Source organism: Streptomyces barringtoniae (assembly GCF_020819595.1).
Taxonomy (GTDB): domain Bacteria; phylum Actinomycetota; class Actinomycetes; order Streptomycetales; family Streptomycetaceae; genus Streptomyces; species Streptomyces barringtoniae.
This window is the reverse complement of the sequence record NZ_JAJHNP010000021.1, coordinates 15,417-35,127: the sequence shown is the minus strand read 5'-3', so window position 1 is coordinate 35,127 and position 19,711 is coordinate 15,417. Positions and strand designations below refer to the sequence as shown.

Sequence of the window (19,711 nt, the reverse complement as noted above, 5' to 3'; positions counted from 1 at the left end):
GTGCATTGGACACACACGCGCGGCCGACGTGCACCAGGCATGCGCGGACAGCGGGACAAGACCTGCACGGACAGCGTGAGTCACAGGTGCGTACGGCATGGGTGTGCGTACGCGGGAACGGCGTCCGCGGCTCACGCGTGGGCGCGAGGCCGACCACCGGTTCCCCGGGCCGGGCCGCACGGCCGGTCGCGGCTTCCCCAGGCGTAGCCCGGACCGGCGCTTTGCGCGCCCCCCCCCCGCGTTGCCGTGCCGCTTCCCGTGCGCCGGGCGCCATGCACCCACTCGGCGACCCCGGGCCCGTGCCCGTGCCCGCTTCCGTGGCGTACGCCCGAAGCCTCCCGTGACGCACACCCCCGAGGTTTCCCGTGGGGGCACGCCCGAGGTTTCCCGTGGCGTATGCCGGATCGGACCGGAGCCCTGTGCCCCAGGGATGTGCCGGAGGGAACGCCCTGGGCTGCCTCAGCTCACCGCCGCGTAGTTCTCGTACACCTCGTCGTTGTCGAGGGGCACGATGCCCGTCCCCCGCTCGTATTCCGAGCGGGCGGTCTCGAGCAGCCTGCGCCAGGAGGTCACGGTGGGCCGGCGGCGCAGCAGTGCGCGGCGCTCCCGCTCCGTCATGCCTCCCCACACGCCGAACTCGACGCGGTTGTCCAGCGCGTCGGCCAGGCATTCGGTGCGTACCGGGCATCCGGTGCACACCGCCTTGGCCCTGTTCTGCGCTGCTCCCTGAACGAACAGTTCATCCGGATCGGTAGTGCGGCAGGCAGCCTGCGCACTCCAGTCGGTTACCCAGCCCATACCGGCGCCGTCCTCTCCCGAATCGAGGCTCCCCCACGGCGGCAGCGGCATATTCACCGCCGCCAGTTGAGGACGTTACGGAAGGTGGGCACAGCGCAACACCCCCTTCGGGCCCAATCTTGAATGGCCCGAACGGACTATGGGTTAACGGCAGATCACCCGCGGGAGTGAGCTGACGACATACGCGACCATCCCGGCAAACCGGGACAGCTGTGGTGCGTCACAACGGGCGCCGGGTGACACACGAGGCGGATTCGGACACGTCCCCCTCAGGAGCCGGTCACGTCCCCGTGTGAAAAAACGGACTACGCCCGGAACGATTCGGGGTCGCCGGACGTATTGATACGTGACCGCACTGCTGTGACAGTTGAGAGCAGCTTAGGCCAAGGCCTGCGCGCGTGTCCGGCGAATGGAAACGTAGGGGTTGCCCTTTGCCGTGCCGTGATGCGGTCGCTCTTTCGGAACGCTCATCAGTACGGATTAGGCTGCCCCCATGCCAAAGAAGCGCTCGGGCGGTGGTCTGTCGCCAACGCAGCAGGCCGCCAAGTTCCTCGGTGTCAGTGTGCTCGCCGGAGCCGTGATGGCGGGCATCGCGCTGCCCGCTGCCGGCGCGCTGGGCCTCGCGGCCAAGGGTTCGGTCCAGAGCTTCGACGAGATCCCGGCCAACCTCAAGAGTCCCCAGCTCAGTCAGCGCACGACCATCCTGGACAGCCAGGGCCAGCAGATCGCGTCCGTCTACTCCCGCGACCGTACGGTGGTGGACCTCAAGGACATCTCGCCGTACATGCAGAAGGCGATCGTCGCGATCGAGGACGCGCGCTTCTACCAGCACGGCGCGATCGACCTCAAGGGCGTCCTGCGCGCCCTGAACAAGAACGCGCAGGAAGGCGGCGTCGCCCAGGGCGCCTCCACACTCACCCAGCAGCTGGTGAAGAACTACTTCATCGAGGAGGCCGGCGACGACCCGACGAAGGTCGCCGAGGCCACCCAGCAGACCCTCGGTCGCAAGATCAAGGAGCTGAAGTACGCGATCCAGATCGAGGAGAAGCTCGGCAAGAAGCGGATCCTCGAGAACTACCTGAACATCACCTTCTTCGGTGAGCAGGCCTACGGCGTCGAGGCCGCCTCCCAGCGCTACTTCTCCAAGCACGCCAAGGACCTGAACCTCCAGGAATCGGCGCTGCTGGCCGGCATCGTGCAGTCCCCGAGCCGCTACGACCCGGTCAACGACGAGGCGGAGGCCACCAAGCGGCGCAACACCGTGCTGCAGCGGATGGCGGAGGTCGGCGACGTCTCCCAGAAGGAGGCCGACCAGGCCAAGCAGACGCCGCTCGGACTGCACCCGAGCCAGCCCAAGAACGGCTGCATCACCGCGGTCAGGGGCGCCGGCTTCTTCTGCGACTACGTCCGCGACGTCGTCCTGAACGACCCGGTCTTCGGCAAGACCAAGGAGAGCCGGGCCAAGCTGTGGAACCAGGGCGGTCTGACGATCCGTACGACGCTCGACCCGCAGGCGCAGCAATCGGTGCAGGACTCCGTCAAGAAGCACGTCTACCAGTCCGACGCCGTGGCGACCGCCGCGACCATCGTCGAGCCCGGCACCGGCAAGATCCTCGCCATGGGCCAGTCCCGCCCCTACGGCTTCGGCGCGAACGAGACGCAGATCAACCTCTCGGTCAACTCCAACATGGGCGGCGGCGCCGGCTACCAGCCCGGTTCGACGTTCAAGCCGATCGTCGCGGCGGCCGCGATCGAGGGCGGCAAACCCCCGACACAGCAGTACCCGTCGCCGTACGAGATGACGTACCCGAGCCCCGTGCAGGCGTGTGACGGCAAGGTCTGGCGCAACGACCCGCACAAGCTCGAAAAGCTGACGAACGAGAACAAGTCGGAACACGGGCCGATGGGCATGAAGGAGGCGACCGCCAAGTCGGTCAACACCTACTACGTGCAGCTGATCAGCGACATCGGCATCTGCCCCGTCACTGAGATGGCGAAGAAGATGGGCGTGCAGCGCGCGGACGGCCGGGCGATCGACCAGGCCCCCTCCATCGCGCTCGGCACGCAGGAGATGTCCCCGCTGACGATGGCGAACGCGTACGCCACCTTCGCCTCGCGCGGTATGTACTGCACCCCGGTCGCCATAGAGTCGATCGCCCAGAGGGTCGGTACCGAGGAAAAGTCCCTCCAGGTGCCGAAGTCGACCTGCTCCCGCGCGATGTCGGAGAAGACCGCGGACACAGTCAGCACGCTCCTCAAAGGCGTGGTCGAGGACGGTACGGGTCAGCAGGCCGGCCTCGGCGACCGCCCGAGCGCGGGCAAGACGGGTACGACGGACGAGCGCTACGCGGCCTGGTTCGTGGGCTACACCCCGAACATGGCGGGCGCGGTCTGGGTCGGCGACCCTGCCCACAAGCGCCAGATGAAGAACATCACCATCGGCGGCGTCTACAACGACAAGGTCTACGGCGGCCAGGTCCCCGGCCCGATCTGGCGCGACATGATGACCGGCGCGCTCAGCGGCAAGCCCGTGGAGGACTTCCACCTGATCGACATCCCCGACGACAACAAGGGGGATGGTCGGGGAAAAGGACACGGGGGGAACGGGGGGAAGAACGGGGACAGCACGGGCGGGATCGGCGGACTGATCGGCGGCCTGACGGACGGCGGCACGGTTGACGGCGGCACCACGGGTGGCACGACCGGCGGCCCCTTCCCGACACCGACCTTCTCCCTCCCGGGCAACTTCGTGCAGGGACAGACGAACGGCGGAATCAGGGGGAACGGAAACGGGGGCGTGCGGGGATGACCCCATGATGTGAGTACGGCCTGATGCGAGTCGGCCTGATGCGAGTCGGCCTGATGCGAGTCGGCCTGATGTGAGTCGGCCTGATGCGAGTCGGCCTGATGTGACGGCGGCGGGGCCGCGCCCCTCGGTTCGATCGAGGGGTGCGGCCCCGCCGCCGTACATATCGGGCCGTGGCGCCCGGGGCATACCGGGCTGTACCCCTGGGTTTGCCCGTGGTGCCCGGGGTCCTGGGGTCAGCCCTGGAGCAGCTTCTTCACCGCGGCGGCCACGCGGCCGCCCTCGGCCTGGCCGGCCACCTTGGGGTTCACGATCTTCATGACGGCACCCATGGCCCGGGGCCCCTCGGCGCCGGCCGCCCTGGCCTCTTCCACGGCCTGGGCGACGATCGCCTCCAGCTCCTCGTCGGACAGCTGCTTGGGCAGGTACTCGGCGAGCACCTCGCCCTCCGCCTTCTCCCGCTCGGCCTGCTCGGCGCGGCCGCCCTGCGCGAACGCCTCCGCGGCCTCCCGGCGCTTCTTCGCCTCGCGGGTGATCACCTTGAGAACCTCGTCGTCGGAGAGCTCCCGCTTCTCCTTGCCCGCGACCTCCTCCTTGGTGATCGCGGCGAGCGTCAGCCGGAGCGTCGAGGAGCGGAGCTCGTCGCGCCCCTTGATCGCGGCGTTGAGGTCGTCGTGCAGCTTCGACTTGAGCGTGGTGGTCATGGACCGATTGTCGCAGGTGTGCCGACGCGAAGGCCGCCGATTTAAGGGGCCTTCGGTCTCACCGGTACAAGGGACGGCTGGTCTCGCCGGTGTCCGCGAGTCTGACACGATGGAGGCATGCGCGCGCGATACGGAGTACCCCTGGGAATCATGGCGGCAGGCGCCGCCGGTCTGGCGTACGCGGCGGGCTTCGAGGCCCGCTCCTTCCGCCTGCGACGGGTGACGGTCCCGGTCCTCCCGCCGGGCATGCGTCCGCTGCGCGTGCTCCAGGTCTCCGACATCCACATGGTGAGCGGCCAGCGCAAGAAGCAGCGGTGGCTGCGGTCGCTGGCGGGCCTGCGCCCGGACTTCGTGATCAACACGGGCGACAACCTGTCGGACCCGGAAGGAGTCCCCGAGGTCATGGACGCCCTGGGCCCCCTGATGGAGTTCCCGGGCGCGTACGTCTTCGGCTCCAACGACTACTACGGCCCCAAACTCCGCAACCCCGCCCGCTACTTGCTGGAGAAGGCGAGCGGCCGGCACGGCCTGAACGGCAATCCCCCGGCGGTCGGCGTCATCCACAACCCGTGGGAGAACCTGCGCGACGGCTTCGACGAGGCGGGCTGGCTGAACCTGACGAACACCCGGGGTGTCCTGAAGGTCGAGGGCGTGTCGATCGAGCTGACGGGCCTCGACGACCCCCACATCAAGCGCGACCGCTACGCCCGGGTGGCCGGCGGCCCCTCGACGACGTACGACTTCTCGATGGGCGTGGTACACGCGCCGTACCTGCGGGTGCTGGACTCCTACGCGGCGGACGGCTACCCGCTGATCCTGGCCGGCCACACGCACGGCGGCCAGCTGTGCATCCCGTTCTACGGCGCGCTGGTCACCAACTGCGACCTGGACACGGACCGGGTGAAGGGCCTGTCCACCCACACGGCGGACGGCCACACCTCCTACCTCCACGTCTCGGCGGGCTGCGGCACCAACCGCTACACCCCGGTCCGCTTCGCGTGCCCGCCGGAGGCGACGCTGCTGACGCTGGTGGGGCGGTAGAGGAGCGGGCGGGTAGAGGAGCCGGGCCGGTAGAGGAGCCGGGCCGGTAGAGGAGCCACTCAGGAACCGAGGTACCACTCGGCTGCCCGAGCACCACTCGGCTGCCCGGGATGCACTGGGCTACCCGGGATCCACCCGGGGCCGTAACCCACCCGGACTACGCCACATGGCCCCGCCCCTCCCCCGCTCCTAGCGTGAGGGCATGACCGCCCCGATACCCAGGGAGATCCCGGACCTGCCCGCGGTCCCGGGCCCGCCCATGCTGCTGCCCTCCCCGGTCCCGGCCACGGCCGTGGTGGCGCCGGTCCGCCGGCCCATGGTCGCGCTCTTCCGCTTCCTGACCGCCCTGGCGGCGGCAGGGGGCGTGGCCCTGGAGCTCATGATCGGCACCCCAGGGCGCATCCTGAGCTACTTCAGCGTCCAGGCCGGCATCCTGCTGGCCGTCGTCATGCTCCTGTCGGCATCACGGGCCCTGCGGGCCCGCCGCCCCCTCCCCTCCTCCGTGACAGGCGCCACACTCCTCTACGCCGTGATCTCGGCCCTCGCCTACCACCTGCTGCTGGCCCACACGACGCCCCCGTTCTCCATGACCGGCGCGACGACGGCCCCGGTGCGCTGGCACGGCCAGTGGGCGACGCTGCAGGTCCTGCACACGCTGGTACCGACGGCGGCCGTGCTGGACTGGCTGCTGCTGACGCCCGCGGCCCGCCTGCACCTCCGCCAGGCGGCCACCTGGCTCCTCTACCCCCTGGCCTACCTGGCCTTCTACCTGATCCGGGCAGCCTCCCTCGCCCCCACGAACCCCTCCGGCTACCTCTATCCCTTCCTGGACGCGGCCACCCACGGCTATCGCAGCACCCTGGCGAACGCCCTCCTCCTGGGACTCGCGATGTATGCCCTGGCCGTCCTCCTCGTGGCCCTCGACCACACCCGCCCCACCCCGGTCCGCCGCCGCGTCTAAACCGGATTTCGTCTACAGCCACCAGTGGGCTAAAGTAAACGTCGTCGCCGCGAGAGCAGCGACATCGGGGTGTAGCGCAGCTTGGCAGCGCGCTTCGTTCGGGACGAAGAGGTCGTGGGTTCAAATCCCGCCACCCCGACAGTGAAGTACCAGGTCAGGGGCCTGATCCGCTAAATGGATCAGGCCCCTGACGGGTTTCTGGAGATCGTTTGGGAGAAAACTGGGAGAAGATCTTGGTCGGCTTCTCCCAGGGGGTGGCCGCTGGGCGTGTGTGCGGTTCGGCACCCGAGGGCACTCGGACCTGCGCGTTCGCGAATCCAGCCCCGCAGACGGCCAAGAACGACATGCCCAGCAGCCTGAACCGCCGTTAGGATCACGGCACATGGCAGCCCCTCACGCAGCGCGTCCCCACGACCACGCCCGCGCTCTCGCACGGCGAGTTCGGGCGCTTCGAGTGGCCCGCGGGTGGTCACGGGAGCGGCTCGCCAAGGAAGCGGGGATCGCCGTCCGGACGGTGGCGCGGCTGGAGGGTGAGGGAGTGATCCAGTCAGGTTTCCTCACCGTCGGAGCGGTCGCCGAGGCCCTGGAGGTCTCCCTCGACGATCTCTTCCGGGAGACCAAGGCCGCACCTGGGCTCTGGTCTGCCGGATACGAGGGGCGGGACATCGAGTCGTTCGTCGCCTCGCTCCGTGAGAGCCGCATCGACGTCGTGGCGGACGTCCGGCTCACGCCGATCAGCCGTAAGAAGGGCTTCAGCAAGACCCGGCTCGGGGAGGCTCTGGCCGAAGCCGGCATCGAGTACACGCACCTGCGTGGCCTGGGCAATCCCAAGGACAACCGAGAACCGTTCTGGGACGGCCGCCTCGATGTGGGCAAGGCGCGCTTCCGCAGCCTGCTCCGGTCCGAGAAGGCGCAGTCGGACCTCGACCGCCTCGCCGAGCACGCCCGGCAGTCCCGTGTCGCGGTGCTGTGCTTCGAGAAGGACGAGAGCCGCTGTCACCGACAGGTCGTCCTGGAGAAGGTCCGCGAGCGGGCCGCTGTGCCCGTGATCCCCCTGGCCTGACTTCATCCCTCGCCCCTGCACGCGCCCTTGCCAGTGGCGCATGCCTCTCCTCCAATCGGATCGGGGAGATCTGTGGAGGGGGCAACCATGGGATCGGGGAATCGGCAGCGCGCGACGATCATGATCACGGTCAAGACGTATCCGGAGCTGTCCAACAAGTACCGCGAGACCAGCTGCGTGGCAGGCATACGGCTGGACCAGGGCGCACCACAGCACGTACGGCTCTTCCCGGTGCCGTTCCGGCTTCTCGCGGAGGAGGCCCAGTTCTCCAAGTACTCGATCATCGAGGTCGACGTCGAGCCGCACGGTAGGCGGGATTCGCGGCCCGAGAGCCTGCGGCCGTCCCTCGACACCCTCAAGATCGTGGGCGAGGTGCCGGCGGACGGCGACTGGAAGCAGCGGTACAAGTACGTCGAGCCGCTCGTCTCGCCGTCCCTGTGCGCGATCAAGAGGGACCAGGAGGAACACGGCACCTCACTCGGCGTGTTCCGGCCCACGGACGTCAGCTTCCGGCTGACGGCGGCAGAGCCCTGGCCCGAGTCCAAGGCCGCGCTGGCCGACCAACTCGACCTCTTCGAACAGGACCTGGCCCGGCTTGAATGGGTACCTCTGGAATTCCGCTACAAGTTCCGCTGCGCGGACGACGACTGCCCCACACACGACATGGCGCTGAAGGACTGGGAGGCCGGCGCGTCGTACCGCAAGTTCCTGCGCAAGTACGGCGAGCACGCCGTGCAGGACAAGCTGCGGGAACGCTGGTACGACTCGATGTTCACTCCCGACCGCGCCGTCCACTTCTTCGTCGGCAACATCGCGGCCCACCCCAAGACCTTCATGCTGCTGGGCCTGTTCCGCCCGAAGTCGATTGTGGTCCGATACGTCCAGGACAGCCTGTTCGGTGACTAACACACGGAGCCAATGCCGTCAGGACTCCATCTCGCCGGCCGCCTAGACGCGGCTGGACACGCCTGGCTGGTCAGATTTTCTTCCCCTAACGGGCTGAACTTTTGTTGATCGCCGCCGAGTTGATCATTGTCAGGCCGTATCTTCGACGTAGCGATGTGAACCAACGGTCGCCGCACCACTCAGGGCATCAGCGTCAAAGTCCGCAGCGATGTGCTGCACGAACGGATGCTCCGGAGGGATGTGCATGAGCGTCGGGAAACGCCGCAGAGAAAAGGGCTCAGCCAAGGCTGTACAGGCGTTCCTGTTGGGGCTGCTCGGCCGCGTCATTGGCGCTGCCATCAGCTCCTGGTGGAACAACCAGCACAACCTGTAGCTGAGCCACGGATACACCAAACTGGCCGTTAGGGCGGTCAGTCGGCCCGTCCTCTCGGATGAGCCACCGTGGGGTCGCGCCTTGCCGGGCGCGGCCCCACACACGTCGGTTGTGCTTCAAGTTGAAGCACAACTTGTTTCTTAAGACTCTACAAGGCCCGGTGCCTGGCGTCAGGTTTTACGCGTTGGAGCACCCGATTGAGCTGCCTGCCAGGTGGCATGCATGGGGGGGCAGCTGCACCAAGGCGGCGCAGGTACGGCGACGACCCGCTCGTCCTCATCCAATCGTCGCAAAGTCCATGCCAGCAAAAGCGGGTTTCGGCCGGCGACCGGCGACCTTCAGTTCGGTCGCGCGCCGTCACGCCCTCGTGGCTCACAGCTCATATCGCACGCAGCCGAGGCGGGCCGCTGCTGGGGCCGATGCGGCGGCGACTGTTAGGACGGTCGGGCAGCTGCCCCGCTCCCGCCTTTCAGGTGTTCGTTGATGTGCCGCAGGCGTTGCCAGGCGGCGGGGTCGGTGCCGTCGCCGAGCGGGTAGTGCAGGGCGGGGCGACCGACCGGGCCGAGTTGGGTCGGGATGCAGTCCGGCCCGGCGTTGCGGGCATGGCTGATGCCGAGGTCGGCCACGGCGTCCGGGCCGAGAGTGAGAGCGATCGGGATCGACGGCGGTTCGTAGTGGGCCGGAGTGGTCAGGTCCGCGCGCGCCGCGCGGAGTTCACTGATCATGGTGGCGAGGTTGTACCTGGCCGCAAGGGATTCGGCGAGCTGGGGCAGCAGCTCGACCGGTGCTCTCTCGTCTACGGCATAACCGAGAGCCAACGTGATCTGCTCCTCTACGCCCTCTCGCGTGTGAGCGATGCGCAAGGTGGCGATCGCAGGGCGGCCGGCGGTTCCTACGGCGACCGCCCAGGTGGGCTGGGCTTGTCGGGCGCGGCTGCGGGCCAGGTCGGTCAGTTGCCTTGGCGACCATGGGACGTTGACGGGCTCGGCGGTGGCCCATCCGGTCGGCGGCAGTCCGGTGAGGGTCTGCCAGGCGTCCTCCAGAACGCCACCGAGTATCAGGTGCTCCTGGGCGGGGTGGATGGTGCGGATGGACAGCAGCAACTGCCGTTCACCGCCCTTACCAAGCGGGGGTTGGAAGGCGTCCGCGATCTGGAGGCCGTTGTCGGTAGCCGGGGTGAAACGTCCATCGTGCCAGCGCAGTACGGCTCCGGAGAGGCCGTCGTAGTAGCCGTTCTCGGGGTGGCGTACGACCCAGCGTGCGGGCATGCGCTCCAGCACGGTGTGGGTGGGCAGGCTCAGCCGGGTCTTGGGGGAGGTGACGAGATTCAGCTCTCGTCGGTCCTGCGCCACGGTTCGCACCGCTTCGGTCAGCCATGTAGTGGCGGCAACGACGGGGCGGTCGTAGATGACGATGACGCTCTTGTCGGTCAGCACATCCGCATCGGTCAGTACGTCCACGTCAGCGGGCGGGACCGCCATCTCACCCGTGGCCGGTACGGTCACGACTTCGGTATGGGCCGCTTCCGGCGGCCAGGTGGTGCCGCCGAGCAGCGTTGTCAGCCGTCCCGCGACCGAGCCGGCGAGCAGCCTGGCTTCTGCGATGGCGGTGGACGCCCGCACCTCGGTCCACCACACCGGTCCCTCTGTCTGAACGCCAGGTCCCAGCAGCCGCTCCGTCTCACCCGGCACCTGCAGGTAGCGGGGGGCCTCCACGGAGACCAGGAGCTGTCCGTCGTCCGTGCACAACTGGGCCACGGATCCCCCACCTGCACGGTTCACCCGCAGGTCCGGGCCGCCGGCGTGCAGTGCGGCCAGCAGCGTCTTGATGTCCGGCATCTGTGGGGTGAGGGCGATGACGTCCTGGGGCATGTGCTGCTTTCTGTCAGAGAGGACGAAACCCGGCGCTCAGTACCGGCCCGAAAGTTCTTCCAGGGCATCCAGGGACGGGGCTTCTTGCGGGGTGTCCTCGACGACCAGGCCGATCTCCGGGCGCGGCGGGCTCTGTGCTGCCCACGACAGCGCGGCCAGCGCACTGAGCCCTTGGCTATGAGCGGCCCGCAGGCGTAGCAGCCATTCGGCGCCCGCTTCGAATGCCGACTCGCCAGCGGCTGTTCTGGGTTCGTAGCCCGCGGCCTCATCGCCGATGGATGCCCAGATGTAGCCCAAGGTTTGTTCGTCGCGCTGGATTGTGAAGTAGCGCACCGGGTGGTCCGTGATCTCCTGATACTCGTCCTCGGACGTCGGAATTCTGGAGCGGAGCAGACGTGAGCGGGCGGCGACCTCGAACGTCCCCCAGGAATCGTCGTAGGAGAATCCTTCGACCATCGGATCCTCGAAACCCGTCTCCGTGGGAGTCGCGTGGCGGTTCGGGTCGCCTGGTGTGGGAGCGGCGCCGAACAAGGCCGAGATTTCCTCAAGAGCGGTGGCCAAACGGGGCGCGTTCTCCGCGTATACCTCGGGCTGCTCCCGGTCGCGCGTGTCCATCGTCAGCCACGCATCGCTGTACGTTTCCAGCGTCACGACGAGAAGGCTGCTTTTCCAGATGTCCACCTGGACGACGAACAGCTTCTCGACGCGATGTTTGACCCCTGATTCCAGCCAGCGGCCAGGGCATTCAATGCGGACGCCGACGAGGAGGTCGCCCTCAAGGGAGTCGACCTGGGCCATCGCACGCGACAGGGCCGTTTCAGGAGACAGGGGCTGCGGCTCCAGGGGCACACCATCGACTGCCAAAAGGACGTCTCTTCTGTCGCCCACGGCTCGGGCTGACACGTTGACCCTGCCTTTGGGGATCGCCAGTTCATGTGCGGCCAGGACATTCCAGACCGCTATCGCAGTTTCCGCTGCCCGAACGGGGCGGACTCCTTCAGCGCCCGGCGTGACTTCCCAAGTCCAGTCGCCAACAGGGTTTGAGGTGATCACAGCATGTCCTTGGGGTCGAGCTTGCTGCCAGGCGGGATGACGAGGTTACCGTCCTCAAGGCGTATGACAAACGTAATGCCTTCGCCCGGTCCGCTCCCGCCTCGGTGAATGTCCATGAGGGCATCGTAGGAGCCGTTGGCCATCCAGTCCGCTCGTGTGCCCCGGCCTCCGTCCACGAGAAGTATGCGGTGGGTGGCCTCGGCTTTCGCCAGCTGAAGCAGGTACTTGGTCCGCGTGATTTCGCTCATCGGATTCAGGGGGTCGTTGAGGTGTTTCAGCTGGTAGGCATAAATGTCACCGGATTCGTCCGCGATGCGGACGTCCACGTCGGCGCCCGGCGGGAACTTCAGCTCGAAGTCGATGGCGTGCGCGGGCACGCCGCTTTTGACTAGATCATCGGCGAAGATGAGCTGGTCGGCGCTGGGCTGGAACATGTGCTCTTTCTTCGCGCCCAGGGACGACACGACTTGCCCATACTCGTCGCTCTGGTTGAACTTCCCGGAGCCGATGATCTCGGCGAGCCGATGGCCGTCAGGTTCCGAGGCGAGCCTATTCAGCACCCGTTCGAGGACGTCGGGCTTCGGCCGCTTCTTGCCCGGGATGCCCTTGATCGCGTCACGGACCTGCTGCTCTGCCTCTCCTCCGCGAGCCATGGGCCTGCCCTCACCGTCTGGCGAGGGACCGTGAGGCGTCGACGGGGGGTGGCCGCCCGACCCGCTGTCGCTGCCTCCAGAGCCGTGCCCGTGTCCTGTGCCGTCCCCAACACCGCCACCAGTGTCACCACCGTGGTGATCGGCCCCGTGATGCTCTGTGAAGTGACCGCCGTCGTGCTCACCGGAGTGGCCACGCGCCTCCGGCGCCGATCCTGTGTTCCCCCCGTGCGCGTCACCCGCCTCATGACGCGCATGAGGCGACACATGGGAGCCGGCACGTCCCCCGGCCTCACTGGTCCGTGCACCTGCACCAACCAGCTCGCGATCGCCGGACGGAGAGCCACCCGTTCGGTCAGCTGCGGCAGGCTCGTGCGTGACCGGCCTGGTGTCGGGCATGCCGTCGGGTTTGAGGGCGATGAAGTTGCCGTCCTTGTCGACCCTGTACCGGTTGCTGAGGTCGTCCAGGGCGCCGTCGGGGAACCTCGTCTTCGGCAGCCGCAGGTGTTCGCTGACGTTGGTCAGTACCTCGGAGACCTTCGGCAGATCGGACAGGGCTCTCGCCGCCCTCGCGGCGCCGGAGATCGGATCCAAGGCGCCCCCGACCTTGGCCACGGTGCCGGCGGCTTCGACGAATCTGGCTCCCTTGCCCAGCCTGGCGAGCGCCCCGCCGGCGCCGCCCACCATGGTGAGGATGTTGAAGCTGGTGACGGCGTGGGCGCGGGCCGGGTCCTTGTGCCACTCGTCGTAGGCGATGAACTGCTTGCCGAACCCCTTGGCGTACGCCTCGCTGCCGCGCTGCCAGTCCGACAGGTGGTCGCCCTCGCCGACCGCGTCCATGCCGTAGGCGTAGGCGCCGACGACGGTGCGTCTGAGGCCGTCCCAGGTCTGGTGCTGTGCGTCGGAGCCGTTGACGCCCAGGAGGTTGTCCTCGAAGGTGCCCAGGCCGACGAAGCCGCCCCAGAGGCTGTCTTTGACGAGGCCGTCCCAGGCCCAGCTCTTGATGCCGTGGCCCCACCAGTCCATGCTCCAGCGGTCGTAGGTGCGGGCAACGGGAGTGCCCCACGGCAGGTCGGGCATGGACTCGAGCTTTTCGACGCTGATGCCGTACGTGCCGCCCTCGTCGCCGACGGGGCGGCACAGCGCCGGGCTGATGGCACCGATCTTGACCGCCGCGTTGTGCTCCGCTTTCTGAAAGCCCACGACGGCTTCCGCCACGCCGTGCATGAGGGCGTTGTGCTCGTCGACCTTGTGCTGGTCCTTGGTCCAGCCGTCGTCACCTTCGACGCTGTCGACGAAGGCGATCGCCTTCTCCTTCAGATGCTTCAAGCGGTCCGCGTACGGCTTCGCTTCGCCGACGAAGGTGTCCAGGGCGTCGGCCAGGGACTCGATGTGGCCGGCGAACTCGTCCGCCGTGTCCATCACCGGCTGGGTGGAGGAGAGGAGCTGGTCCGCCTCCGGCGCCTTGTAGAACGCGGCCGTCGCCTGGAAACGTGAGTGGACGTCCTGGCCGGCGTTACGGATGCCGATCGCGTGTTTGCGCAGCTCGGTGACTGCTTTGGACAACGTGCCGAAGTCGCCGGTGTACTGGGGTATCCCTCCCGGCTCGATCATGTCCACTACGCCCCACCCCCGTGGTGCTTCGTCCGCTCGCCCACGGCCCGAAGCTCGGCCGGGGTAGGCGCCTTGGCCGCCTCACGCTGGGCCCGGGCAGCCATCGCCAGGTCACCGTCGATGTACGCACCGGTGGCTTTGACCGTCCCGTCCATCGTCTTCTTGATACGGGCGGCCATGAACTTGATCGAGTTCTCGGTGTCGGACACGAAGTTCGCGACCGCGGCACCCACCGGCCCGGTCGGCGGGCCACCGCAGTACGGTCCGCTGATCGTGCCCGCGGACTGCGCCGCGTCCTGGACGCTCGTACCGTAGCCCTTGATGTCCTTGCTCAGGTCGTCGGCCGCAAGACCCACCAAGGACAGAATGGACTCCACCCCGCTGGGACTGATGTCCCACCCCGTCACGTCAACCCCCGTGTATCTACTGCCGATACGTTCCATCAGCGCTGCTCAGCATCGCATGCGCCACTGACAACAGGACATTCATCCCTATCAGATCGGCTGTTGCAGCAGCCACAGACTTCTGGCCAAAGGCATGGCGGGTCCGCCAATTAGTCAGGCAGGGGGCTGCGTTGGCTCGGTCTCGGGTGCGAGTGCGGTCTGGATCAGCTGGTGGCGGCGGCCGCGGCGGACCAGGGTGCCGCGGCCGGGCGGCTGCGGGGAGGCGTACAGGCCGGGGAAGAGCTGGCCTTCGGTGCGGTCGCCCGTCATCACCAGCGCCGTGGCGCCGGTCTCGCGCAGCGCCGTCAGGAACGGCTCGTACAGGGCTCGTGAGGCTCCGGCGACCCGGCGGGCGACGACGAAGTGCAGGCCGATGTCGCGGGCCGAAGAGATGTACGGCAGGAACGGGGCAAGGGGCTGCTGCCCAGCCGCGATGAGGATGTCGTAGTCGTCGACGAGGATCACGATCCGCGGGCCGGTGAACGACGGCTCATCGGCCAGGGCGTCGGGGTCAGGGGCCTCAGGCAAGCGTTTTGCCAGTTCGGTGGCAATGCCGGTGGCGAGTGCCTGGGAAAGGGTGGCGTTGTGCGCGTAGCCGCCGCGGTACGGCTCCGGAATCACTCCCCGCAGGCCGCGCCGCGGGTCGAACACCCCGAAGACCAGCTCGTCCTTGTCGTAGCGGTCGATGAGGGAGCCGGAGACGAGCCTGAGCAGATTCGTCTTGCCGCACTCGTTGTCGCCGAGGACCAGCAGGTGCTGGTCGGCGCCGAACAGGTCCAGGACGGTCGTGGAGAGGGTCTCCTGGTCGACGCCGATCGGGATCGCGTGCGGTTCCGCCACGGTGGAGGGCAGGCGCTGCGCGGGCAGCCTGGTCGGCAGCACCCGCACGGGCGCGGCGGTCTCACCGTGCCAGGTGGCGCGCAGGGTGGCCGCCGCCTGCTCCAGGGCCGGGCCGAGGCTGTCCGTCGTGGCGTTCGCGTCCATGCGGGGGAGGGCCGCCTGGGTGAACAGTTTGCCGTCCGTCAGGGCCCGGCCGGGCGTGTCCGCCGACAGGGTCGCGGAGAGCTTGCGGTCGACGGCGGAGTCGGCCGGGTCGTTGAGACGCAGTTCGATGCGGCTGCCGAACAGTGACTGGGTGGCGATGCGTACGTCGTTCCAGCGGAGCATGCCCGCCACGACGTGGATGCCGTAGCCGCTGCCCCGTTTGAGGAGGTCGGCGACATCGTCGTCGAGGTGGGCGAACTCGTCGCGCAGGGCGCCGAATCCGTCGATGAGTAGGACGATGTCGGTGGAGCCGAGCTGGGGAAGTTCCCCTCGTCCGCGCAAGGCCCGCAGCTGGTCGACCGAGTCGATGCCCCGCTCGCGGAAGATCTCCTCACGCTCGGCGAGCATGGCGCGCACCTCGGCGACGGTGCGGGCGGCGCGTTCGTGGTCGGCGCGGGTCGCGATGCCGCCGACGTGCGGCAGGTCCACGAGGGCGCTCAGTCCGCCGCCGACCAGGTCCAGGCCGTACACGGCGACATCACGCGGGGTGTGGGTGAGGGCAAGGGAGAGCGCGAGAGTGCGCAGCAGCGTCGTCTTGCCGGAGGCCGGGCCGCCGATGACGGCGGTGTGGCCGCCCGCGGTGTTCAGATCGTGTACCCAGGGGCCCTGCCACTGCCGGGCCGGGTCGTCGAGGACACCCAGCGGCACCCGCATCGGGCCGTCGGCGACGCTGAGCCGGAGGCCGTCGGCGGTTGTCTGTACCGGGCCGACGGCCGTGTCGAGGGTGAGGGCTTCGGGCAGCGGCGGCAGCCAGATACGGCGCACAGGTTCGGCGGCGCCAGCGAGCCGGTCGACCGCCACGCCCAGAACTGTCGGCCCGGCCTCGCGCTCACGCGGCACCGGCGCGTCCTCGTCCGGCTCGGCAGCGGGGGCGTTGAAGGCGGGATATGTCCAGGCGCGGGGTTCGGCGTCGGTGGTGCTCTCGTGTACGACGGGGCCGCGGTACGCACCGGAGACGAAGCCCGCCTTGAAGCGGGTGTAGGTGGAGGTGTCGACCTTGAGGTAACCGAAGCCGGGCAGGGGCGGCAGATGGAAGGCGTCAGTGGTCTCCAGGACCGTGCGCGACTCGTCCGCTGAGAACGTGCGCAGACCGAGCCGGTACGACAGATACGTCTCCAGACCTTTAAGTTTGCCGCCTTCGATGCGCTGGCTGGACAGCAGCAGATGGACTCCGATGGAGCGGCCGATGCGGCCGATCGACAGGAACAGGTCGATGAAGTCGGGCTTGGCGGTGAGAAGCTCGCCGAACTCGTCGATGACGACGAACAGATGCGGCAGCGGCTCCAGGTCGGGCCGGGTAGTGGCGCGCAGGGTGCGGTAGTGCCCGATGTCGGCGACGTTGCCCGCGTCCTTGAGGACCTGCTGACGTCGCTTGATCTCACCGGCGAGGGATGTGTGCACGCGCTCGACCAGTCCAGCCTGGTTCTCCAGGTTCGTGATGACGCCCGCCACGTGCGGCAGACCGGCGAACGGGGCGAATGTCGCTCCGCCCTTGTAGTCGATAAGGACCATCGCCAGATCATCCGGCGCGTGCGTCGTCACCAGCGCCAGTACGAGGGTACGCAGCAGTTCGCTCTTTCCAGAGCCGGTCGCGCCGACACACAGCCCATGTGGGCCCATGCCGAGTTCGGCAGACTCCTTCAGGTCCAGCAGCACCGGCTCATGCCGGTCGTCCAGGCCGATCGGCACCCGCAGGAAGTCCCGCTCCCCGCGCGGCGCCCACTGCCAGGCCGGGTCGAGCGCGGCCATGTCGTCGATGCCGAGCAACTGTGGGAAGTCGACGGGCCCGGAGACGGGCGTGCCCTCGGCAGCGGACTCGGCGGACAGCCGCAGCGGCGCGAGGGCCCGGGCGATGCCCTCAGCCTCGGGAAGTCCAGTGCGGTCGGCGACCCCGTCCGTCCGTACGACCTGCTCTCCGCGCAGGTCCTCCACCGTGACCTGGTCGCCGTCGACAGTGATCCGCAGGGAGACGTGATCGGGCTCGTGAATCTGTTCGGCGAGCAGGTGCAGAACCGCGACCCCCATGTCGTCCAGGGCGACGGCGGCGTCCGGACGCGGTAGCTCGATGGCGTTCTCCCCGTACGCGTCGCTGAGGACCAGCAGCCGGTCGGTCAGGGCGAGCGCCTTGTTGTCGGACAGCCCGCGGCGCACTTCGGCCGCGTACGAGGCGCGCCGCCCCAAATCCGTGCCGATCAGCCGAGCCAGCTGAGCCATGCCAGGGGCGATGCGCCGGGCGGCAACGACCCCGTCCTGGTGCTGCGGATCGAGGACGTGAGGGAGCCACTTCGCCCACTCCCAGTCCTCGATACGGTCCCCGGGGGCGGCGAGTGCGACGGCGACGTCGTCCGGGGCGTGGGTCACGGCGGCCTGCACGAGCAGGGACCGGGCGACGCGCAGCACTCCTGCGCGGTCGCCGACGATGCTGACGTTGCCAGCCCGGTCCAGTGGCACGGTCAGCGGATGGTCCGACACGGTGGTGTAGCGGGCCTGCAGGGCGCGCGCCTCGTTCAGCATGAACGGGTCGGGCGGGGTGAGCACGCCTCCGACCGCCTGCTGGCCGATGGTCAGCTCCTGCACGGGTACGTCACCGACACCGACCCGCACGTGGAGGAAGTCTGTGTCCGTGCGGCGCCGCTCCCACAGCCGCGCAGGATCACGTAGCACGTCGTACAGGGCCGTGGGCGCGGGGTGCAGCAGCCGGGCGGCACGACGACGCTCTCGCTCGTCAGCGCCCAACTCGGCACGTAGCTCCTCCAGATACTCCAGGTAGCGTTCGCGCTGGACGCGCCGCTGGCGCTGTGCCTTGCCGCGCTGCGACAGGAACAGAGCGACCGCACCGAGCAGCGCGATGACGAGGACGACGGCGCCGAGGCCCGCGAACTGGCTGGAGCGGATCACCGTCATCATCACGACCGAGCTCATGACGCCGGCCATCGGCAACAGTGCGGTTGCTGGGCTGCCGGTCTTGCCCTCGGGCAGGTTCGGCGGAGGCTCGATCGAACGGGCCGCCGGCGGGAGCAGCGGACGCGTCGAGCGGGCGGGGCGATGGACCTGTTGCTGTGTCACCGCACCCGCACCGCCCTCTGCAGGGACTCGGCGGCGAGCTGGGTGGCAGCGCGGCGCGTGGCCTCACCCAGCCGATCGGGCATGATCGGTCCGCCACCGGCCAGGTGCCGATCGTAGGGCAGATGCACGAGGGTGACTCCGGTTTCCCGCAGGTGGGCCGTGGCGGCCTTCAGGTCGAGGTTCGCGTCGGGCGTGTTCGAGGTGAGGGCCACGACGGTGGAGGCGAGCGCGGCATGCGGCAGCCCACCGAGCCAGTCCAGGACGATCCGGGTACCGCCCACCCCTTCGGCGGTGAGCGGGGCGACGACCACCCGCGCGTGCGCGGTGTCCATCGCGGTACGGGCCACCTCGCCGGGCAACGTCTCGCAGTCCACGACCGTGACGGCGAAGTAGCGCCGCAGCGCGAGCGTCACGGTGCGGTAGGTCGCAACGTCCAGCGGGGCACCCACCCGCCCCTGACTCGCGGGCAGCAGCCAGCCACCGTCCGCTACCGGCACCAAGTACCCGGTGATATCGGTCAGTTGCATCGATGGAGTAAGGATCCGGGACAGCTCGACGCACGACCAGCGTACGGACTGAGCGCCCATACGCACCGGCAGCGTGCCCAGGGCCGCGTCCGCCTCCAGAGCGAGCACGGGGTCGTGCCGGTAGTGGCTGAACGCCCGCGACAGCAACGCAGCGGTCGTGGTCTTGCCCACGCCACCACGGATCGACGTCACCGCGATCACCCGGCCCGTGGTCACCGGCTGCTGCACCATGCTGCCCAGCCGGCTTTCCACGGCGACCTCCTGCGCGGCCGACGAGGTCAGCTTGCGCAGCGACCGACCCGAACGCCGGACCAGCGAATCGCCGTGCTGGGGCGAACCCAGCGCTATGGCGAGGCGCGGATCGAGCGTCGGCACCGGCTCGGGCGTTGCCATGGGCAGCCGGGCCTGGCGTGGCGGCCGTACGGCGGGGGAGGCGTTCGGTGGCGTCGTCGGGGTCTGCGGGACTGCCTCGACGCCGGGAGGGGGCGACCCCGTACCGGGGTGGGCCGGGGCCGACGGCGCCGGCGGAACCTCGGTCGCGGGGCGCGGGGATACCTGAGCCGGGGTCTGCGGGGCGGACCGCTCTTCGTCCTCGCGCGAGACCGGCCCCGTGGTGTGGTGTTCGCGGGACGGCCGACCCGGGTTGGGACGCTCCTGGTCCGGGCGGCGCACGGGCAGGGGCTGCCGGGCGTCAGCCGGCGCAGGCTTCGCGCGCGCCTCGTCGGCGGAGCCCGCGGTCAGCTCACGCAGTACGTCGTCCTGCCAACGGCCGGAAGTCGTCATCACCGCCA

13 protein-coding genes and 1 tRNA gene are annotated in these 19,711 nt (G+C 68.8%); 6 read left to right on the top strand and 8 right to left on the bottom strand.

Annotated elements, in window-relative coordinates; all coding sequences use genetic code 11:
- Positions 1-459: 459 nt before the first annotated feature.
- Complete coding sequence (gene wblA, locus LMU33_RS31335) at positions 460-798, bottom strand: transcriptional regulator WblA (RefSeq protein ID WP_063777071.1); 339 nt, start codon at positions 796-798, stop codon at positions 460-462.
- Positions 799-1,291: 493 nt separating this feature from the next.
- Between wblA and LMU33_RS31330 the strand changes: the two genes are divergently transcribed.
- Complete coding sequence (locus LMU33_RS31330) at positions 1,292-3,607, top strand: transglycosylase domain-containing protein (RefSeq protein WP_228624157.1); 2,316 nt, start codon at positions 1,292-1,294, stop codon at positions 3,605-3,607.
- A 233-nt stretch (positions 3,608-3,840) separates the two neighbouring features.
- On the opposite strand, the gene LMU33_RS31325 is transcribed toward LMU33_RS31330, so the two are convergent.
- Positions 3,841-4,308, bottom strand: a complete 468-nt coding sequence (locus tag LMU33_RS31325) for a GatB/YqeY domain-containing protein (RefSeq protein ID WP_228624156.1) — start codon at positions 4,306-4,308, stop codon at positions 3,841-3,843.
- 117 nt (positions 4,309-4,425) lie between these two features.
- Here LMU33_RS31325 and LMU33_RS31320 point away from each other — a divergent pair, with 117 nt between their 5' ends.
- From LMU33_RS31320 to LMU33_RS31300, 5 genes are all read left to right on the top strand, one after another.
- The gene (locus tag LMU33_RS31320) at positions 4,426-5,349 is read left to right on the top strand and encodes a metallophosphoesterase (RefSeq protein WP_228624155.1); all 924 of its coding nucleotides are present in this window, start codon (positions 4,426-4,428) and stop codon (positions 5,347-5,349) included.
- A 202-nt stretch (positions 5,350-5,551) separates the two neighbouring features.
- A complete protein-coding gene (locus LMU33_RS31315) occupies positions 5,552-6,310 on the top strand; it encodes a Pr6Pr family membrane protein (RefSeq protein WP_228624154.1) in 759 nt (252 codons plus the stop codon).
- Between the two features lie 65 nt (positions 6,311-6,375).
- A tRNA-Pro gene (locus LMU33_RS31310) sits at positions 6,376-6,449 on the top strand.
- 243 nt (positions 6,450-6,692) lie between these two features.
- Positions 6,693-7,373, top strand: a complete 681-nt coding sequence (locus LMU33_RS31305) for a DUF488 family protein, N3 subclade (protein ID WP_228624153.1) — start codon at positions 6,693-6,695, stop codon at positions 7,371-7,373.
- A 120-nt stretch (positions 7,374-7,493) separates the two neighbouring features.
- Positions 7,494-8,279 (top strand): DUF8757 domain-containing protein, encoded by a 786-nt coding sequence (locus tag LMU33_RS31300; RefSeq protein ID WP_228624270.1) that lies wholly within the window; start codon positions 7,494-7,496, stop codon positions 8,277-8,279.
- An 807-nt stretch (positions 8,280-9,086) separates the two neighbouring features.
- Here LMU33_RS31300 and LMU33_RS31295 read toward each other — a convergent pair.
- The 6 genes from LMU33_RS31295 to LMU33_RS31270 all read right to left on the bottom strand — a co-directional run bounded on the left by LMU33_RS31295 (position 9,087) and on the right by LMU33_RS31270 (position 19,703).
- Positions 9,087-10,523, bottom strand: a complete 1,437-nt coding sequence (locus LMU33_RS31295) for a DUF6177 family protein (RefSeq protein WP_228624152.1) — start codon at positions 10,521-10,523, stop codon at positions 9,087-9,089.
- A gap of 36 nt (positions 10,524-10,559) precedes the next feature.
- Positions 10,560-11,576 (bottom strand): hypothetical protein, encoded by a 1,017-nt coding sequence (locus tag LMU33_RS31290; protein ID WP_228624151.1) that lies wholly within the window; start codon positions 11,574-11,576, stop codon positions 10,560-10,562.
- A complete protein-coding gene (locus LMU33_RS31285) occupies positions 11,573-13,648 on the bottom strand; it encodes a hypothetical protein (protein ID WP_228624150.1) in 2,076 nt (691 codons plus the stop codon). Before LMU33_RS31285 ends, LMU33_RS31290 begins: the two co-directional genes overlap by 4 nt.
- A gap of 197 nt (positions 13,649-13,845) precedes the next feature.
- Positions 13,846-14,247, bottom strand: coding sequence for a DUF6507 family protein (locus LMU33_RS31280; protein ID WP_228624149.1), 402 nt, complete (start codon positions 14,245-14,247; stop codon positions 13,846-13,848).
- A 150-nt stretch (positions 14,248-14,397) separates the two neighbouring features.
- Complete coding sequence (eccCa, locus tag LMU33_RS31275) at positions 14,398-18,393, bottom strand: type VII secretion protein EccCa (RefSeq protein WP_228624148.1); 3,996 nt, start codon at positions 18,391-18,393, stop codon at positions 14,398-14,400.
- Positions 18,390-19,703 carry a MinD/ParA family ATP-binding protein gene (locus tag LMU33_RS31270; protein ID WP_228624147.1) on the bottom strand — a complete coding sequence of 438 codons (1,314 nt, stop codon included), beginning with the start codon at positions 19,701-19,703 and terminating at the stop codon, positions 18,390-18,392. The genes eccCa and LMU33_RS31270 overlap by 4 nt, the downstream gene beginning before the upstream one ends.
- Positions 19,704-19,711 lie beyond the last annotated feature (8 nt).

Excerpts from the sequence above, each read along its gene's own strand:
- wblA (WP_063777071.1), bottom strand. The coding sequence starts at position 798 with ATGGGCTGGGTAACCGACTGGAGTGCGCAGGCTGCCTGCCGCACTACC.
- LMU33_RS31330 (WP_228624157.1), top strand. The coding sequence starts at position 1,292 with ATGCCAAAGAAGCGCTCGGGCGGTGGTCTGTCGCCAACGCAGCAGGCC.
- LMU33_RS31325 (WP_228624156.1), bottom strand. The coding sequence starts at position 4,308 with ATGACCACCACGCTCAAGTCGAAGCTGCACGACGACCTCAACGCCGCG.
- LMU33_RS31320 (WP_228624155.1), top strand. The coding sequence starts at position 4,426 with ATGCGCGCGCGATACGGAGTACCCCTGGGAATCATGGCGGCAGGCGCC.
- LMU33_RS31315 (WP_228624154.1), top strand. The coding sequence starts at position 5,552 with ATGACCGCCCCGATACCCAGGGAGATCCCGGACCTGCCCGCGGTCCCG.
- LMU33_RS31305 (WP_228624153.1), top strand. The coding sequence starts at position 6,693 with ATGGCAGCCCCTCACGCAGCGCGTCCCCACGACCACGCCCGCGCTCTC.
- LMU33_RS31300 (WP_228624270.1), top strand. The coding sequence starts at position 7,494 with ATGATCACGGTCAAGACGTATCCGGAGCTGTCCAACAAGTACCGCGAG.
- LMU33_RS31295 (WP_228624152.1), bottom strand. The coding sequence starts at position 10,523 with ATGCCCCAGGACGTCATCGCCCTCACCCCACAGATGCCGGACATCAAG.
- LMU33_RS31285 (WP_228624150.1), bottom strand. The coding sequence starts at position 13,648 with ATGGACACGGCGGACGAGTTCGCCGGCCACATCGAGTCCCTGGCCGAC.
- LMU33_RS31270 (WP_228624147.1), bottom strand. The coding sequence starts at position 19,703 with ATGACGACTTCCGGCCGTTGGCAGGACGACGTACTGCGTGAGCTGACC.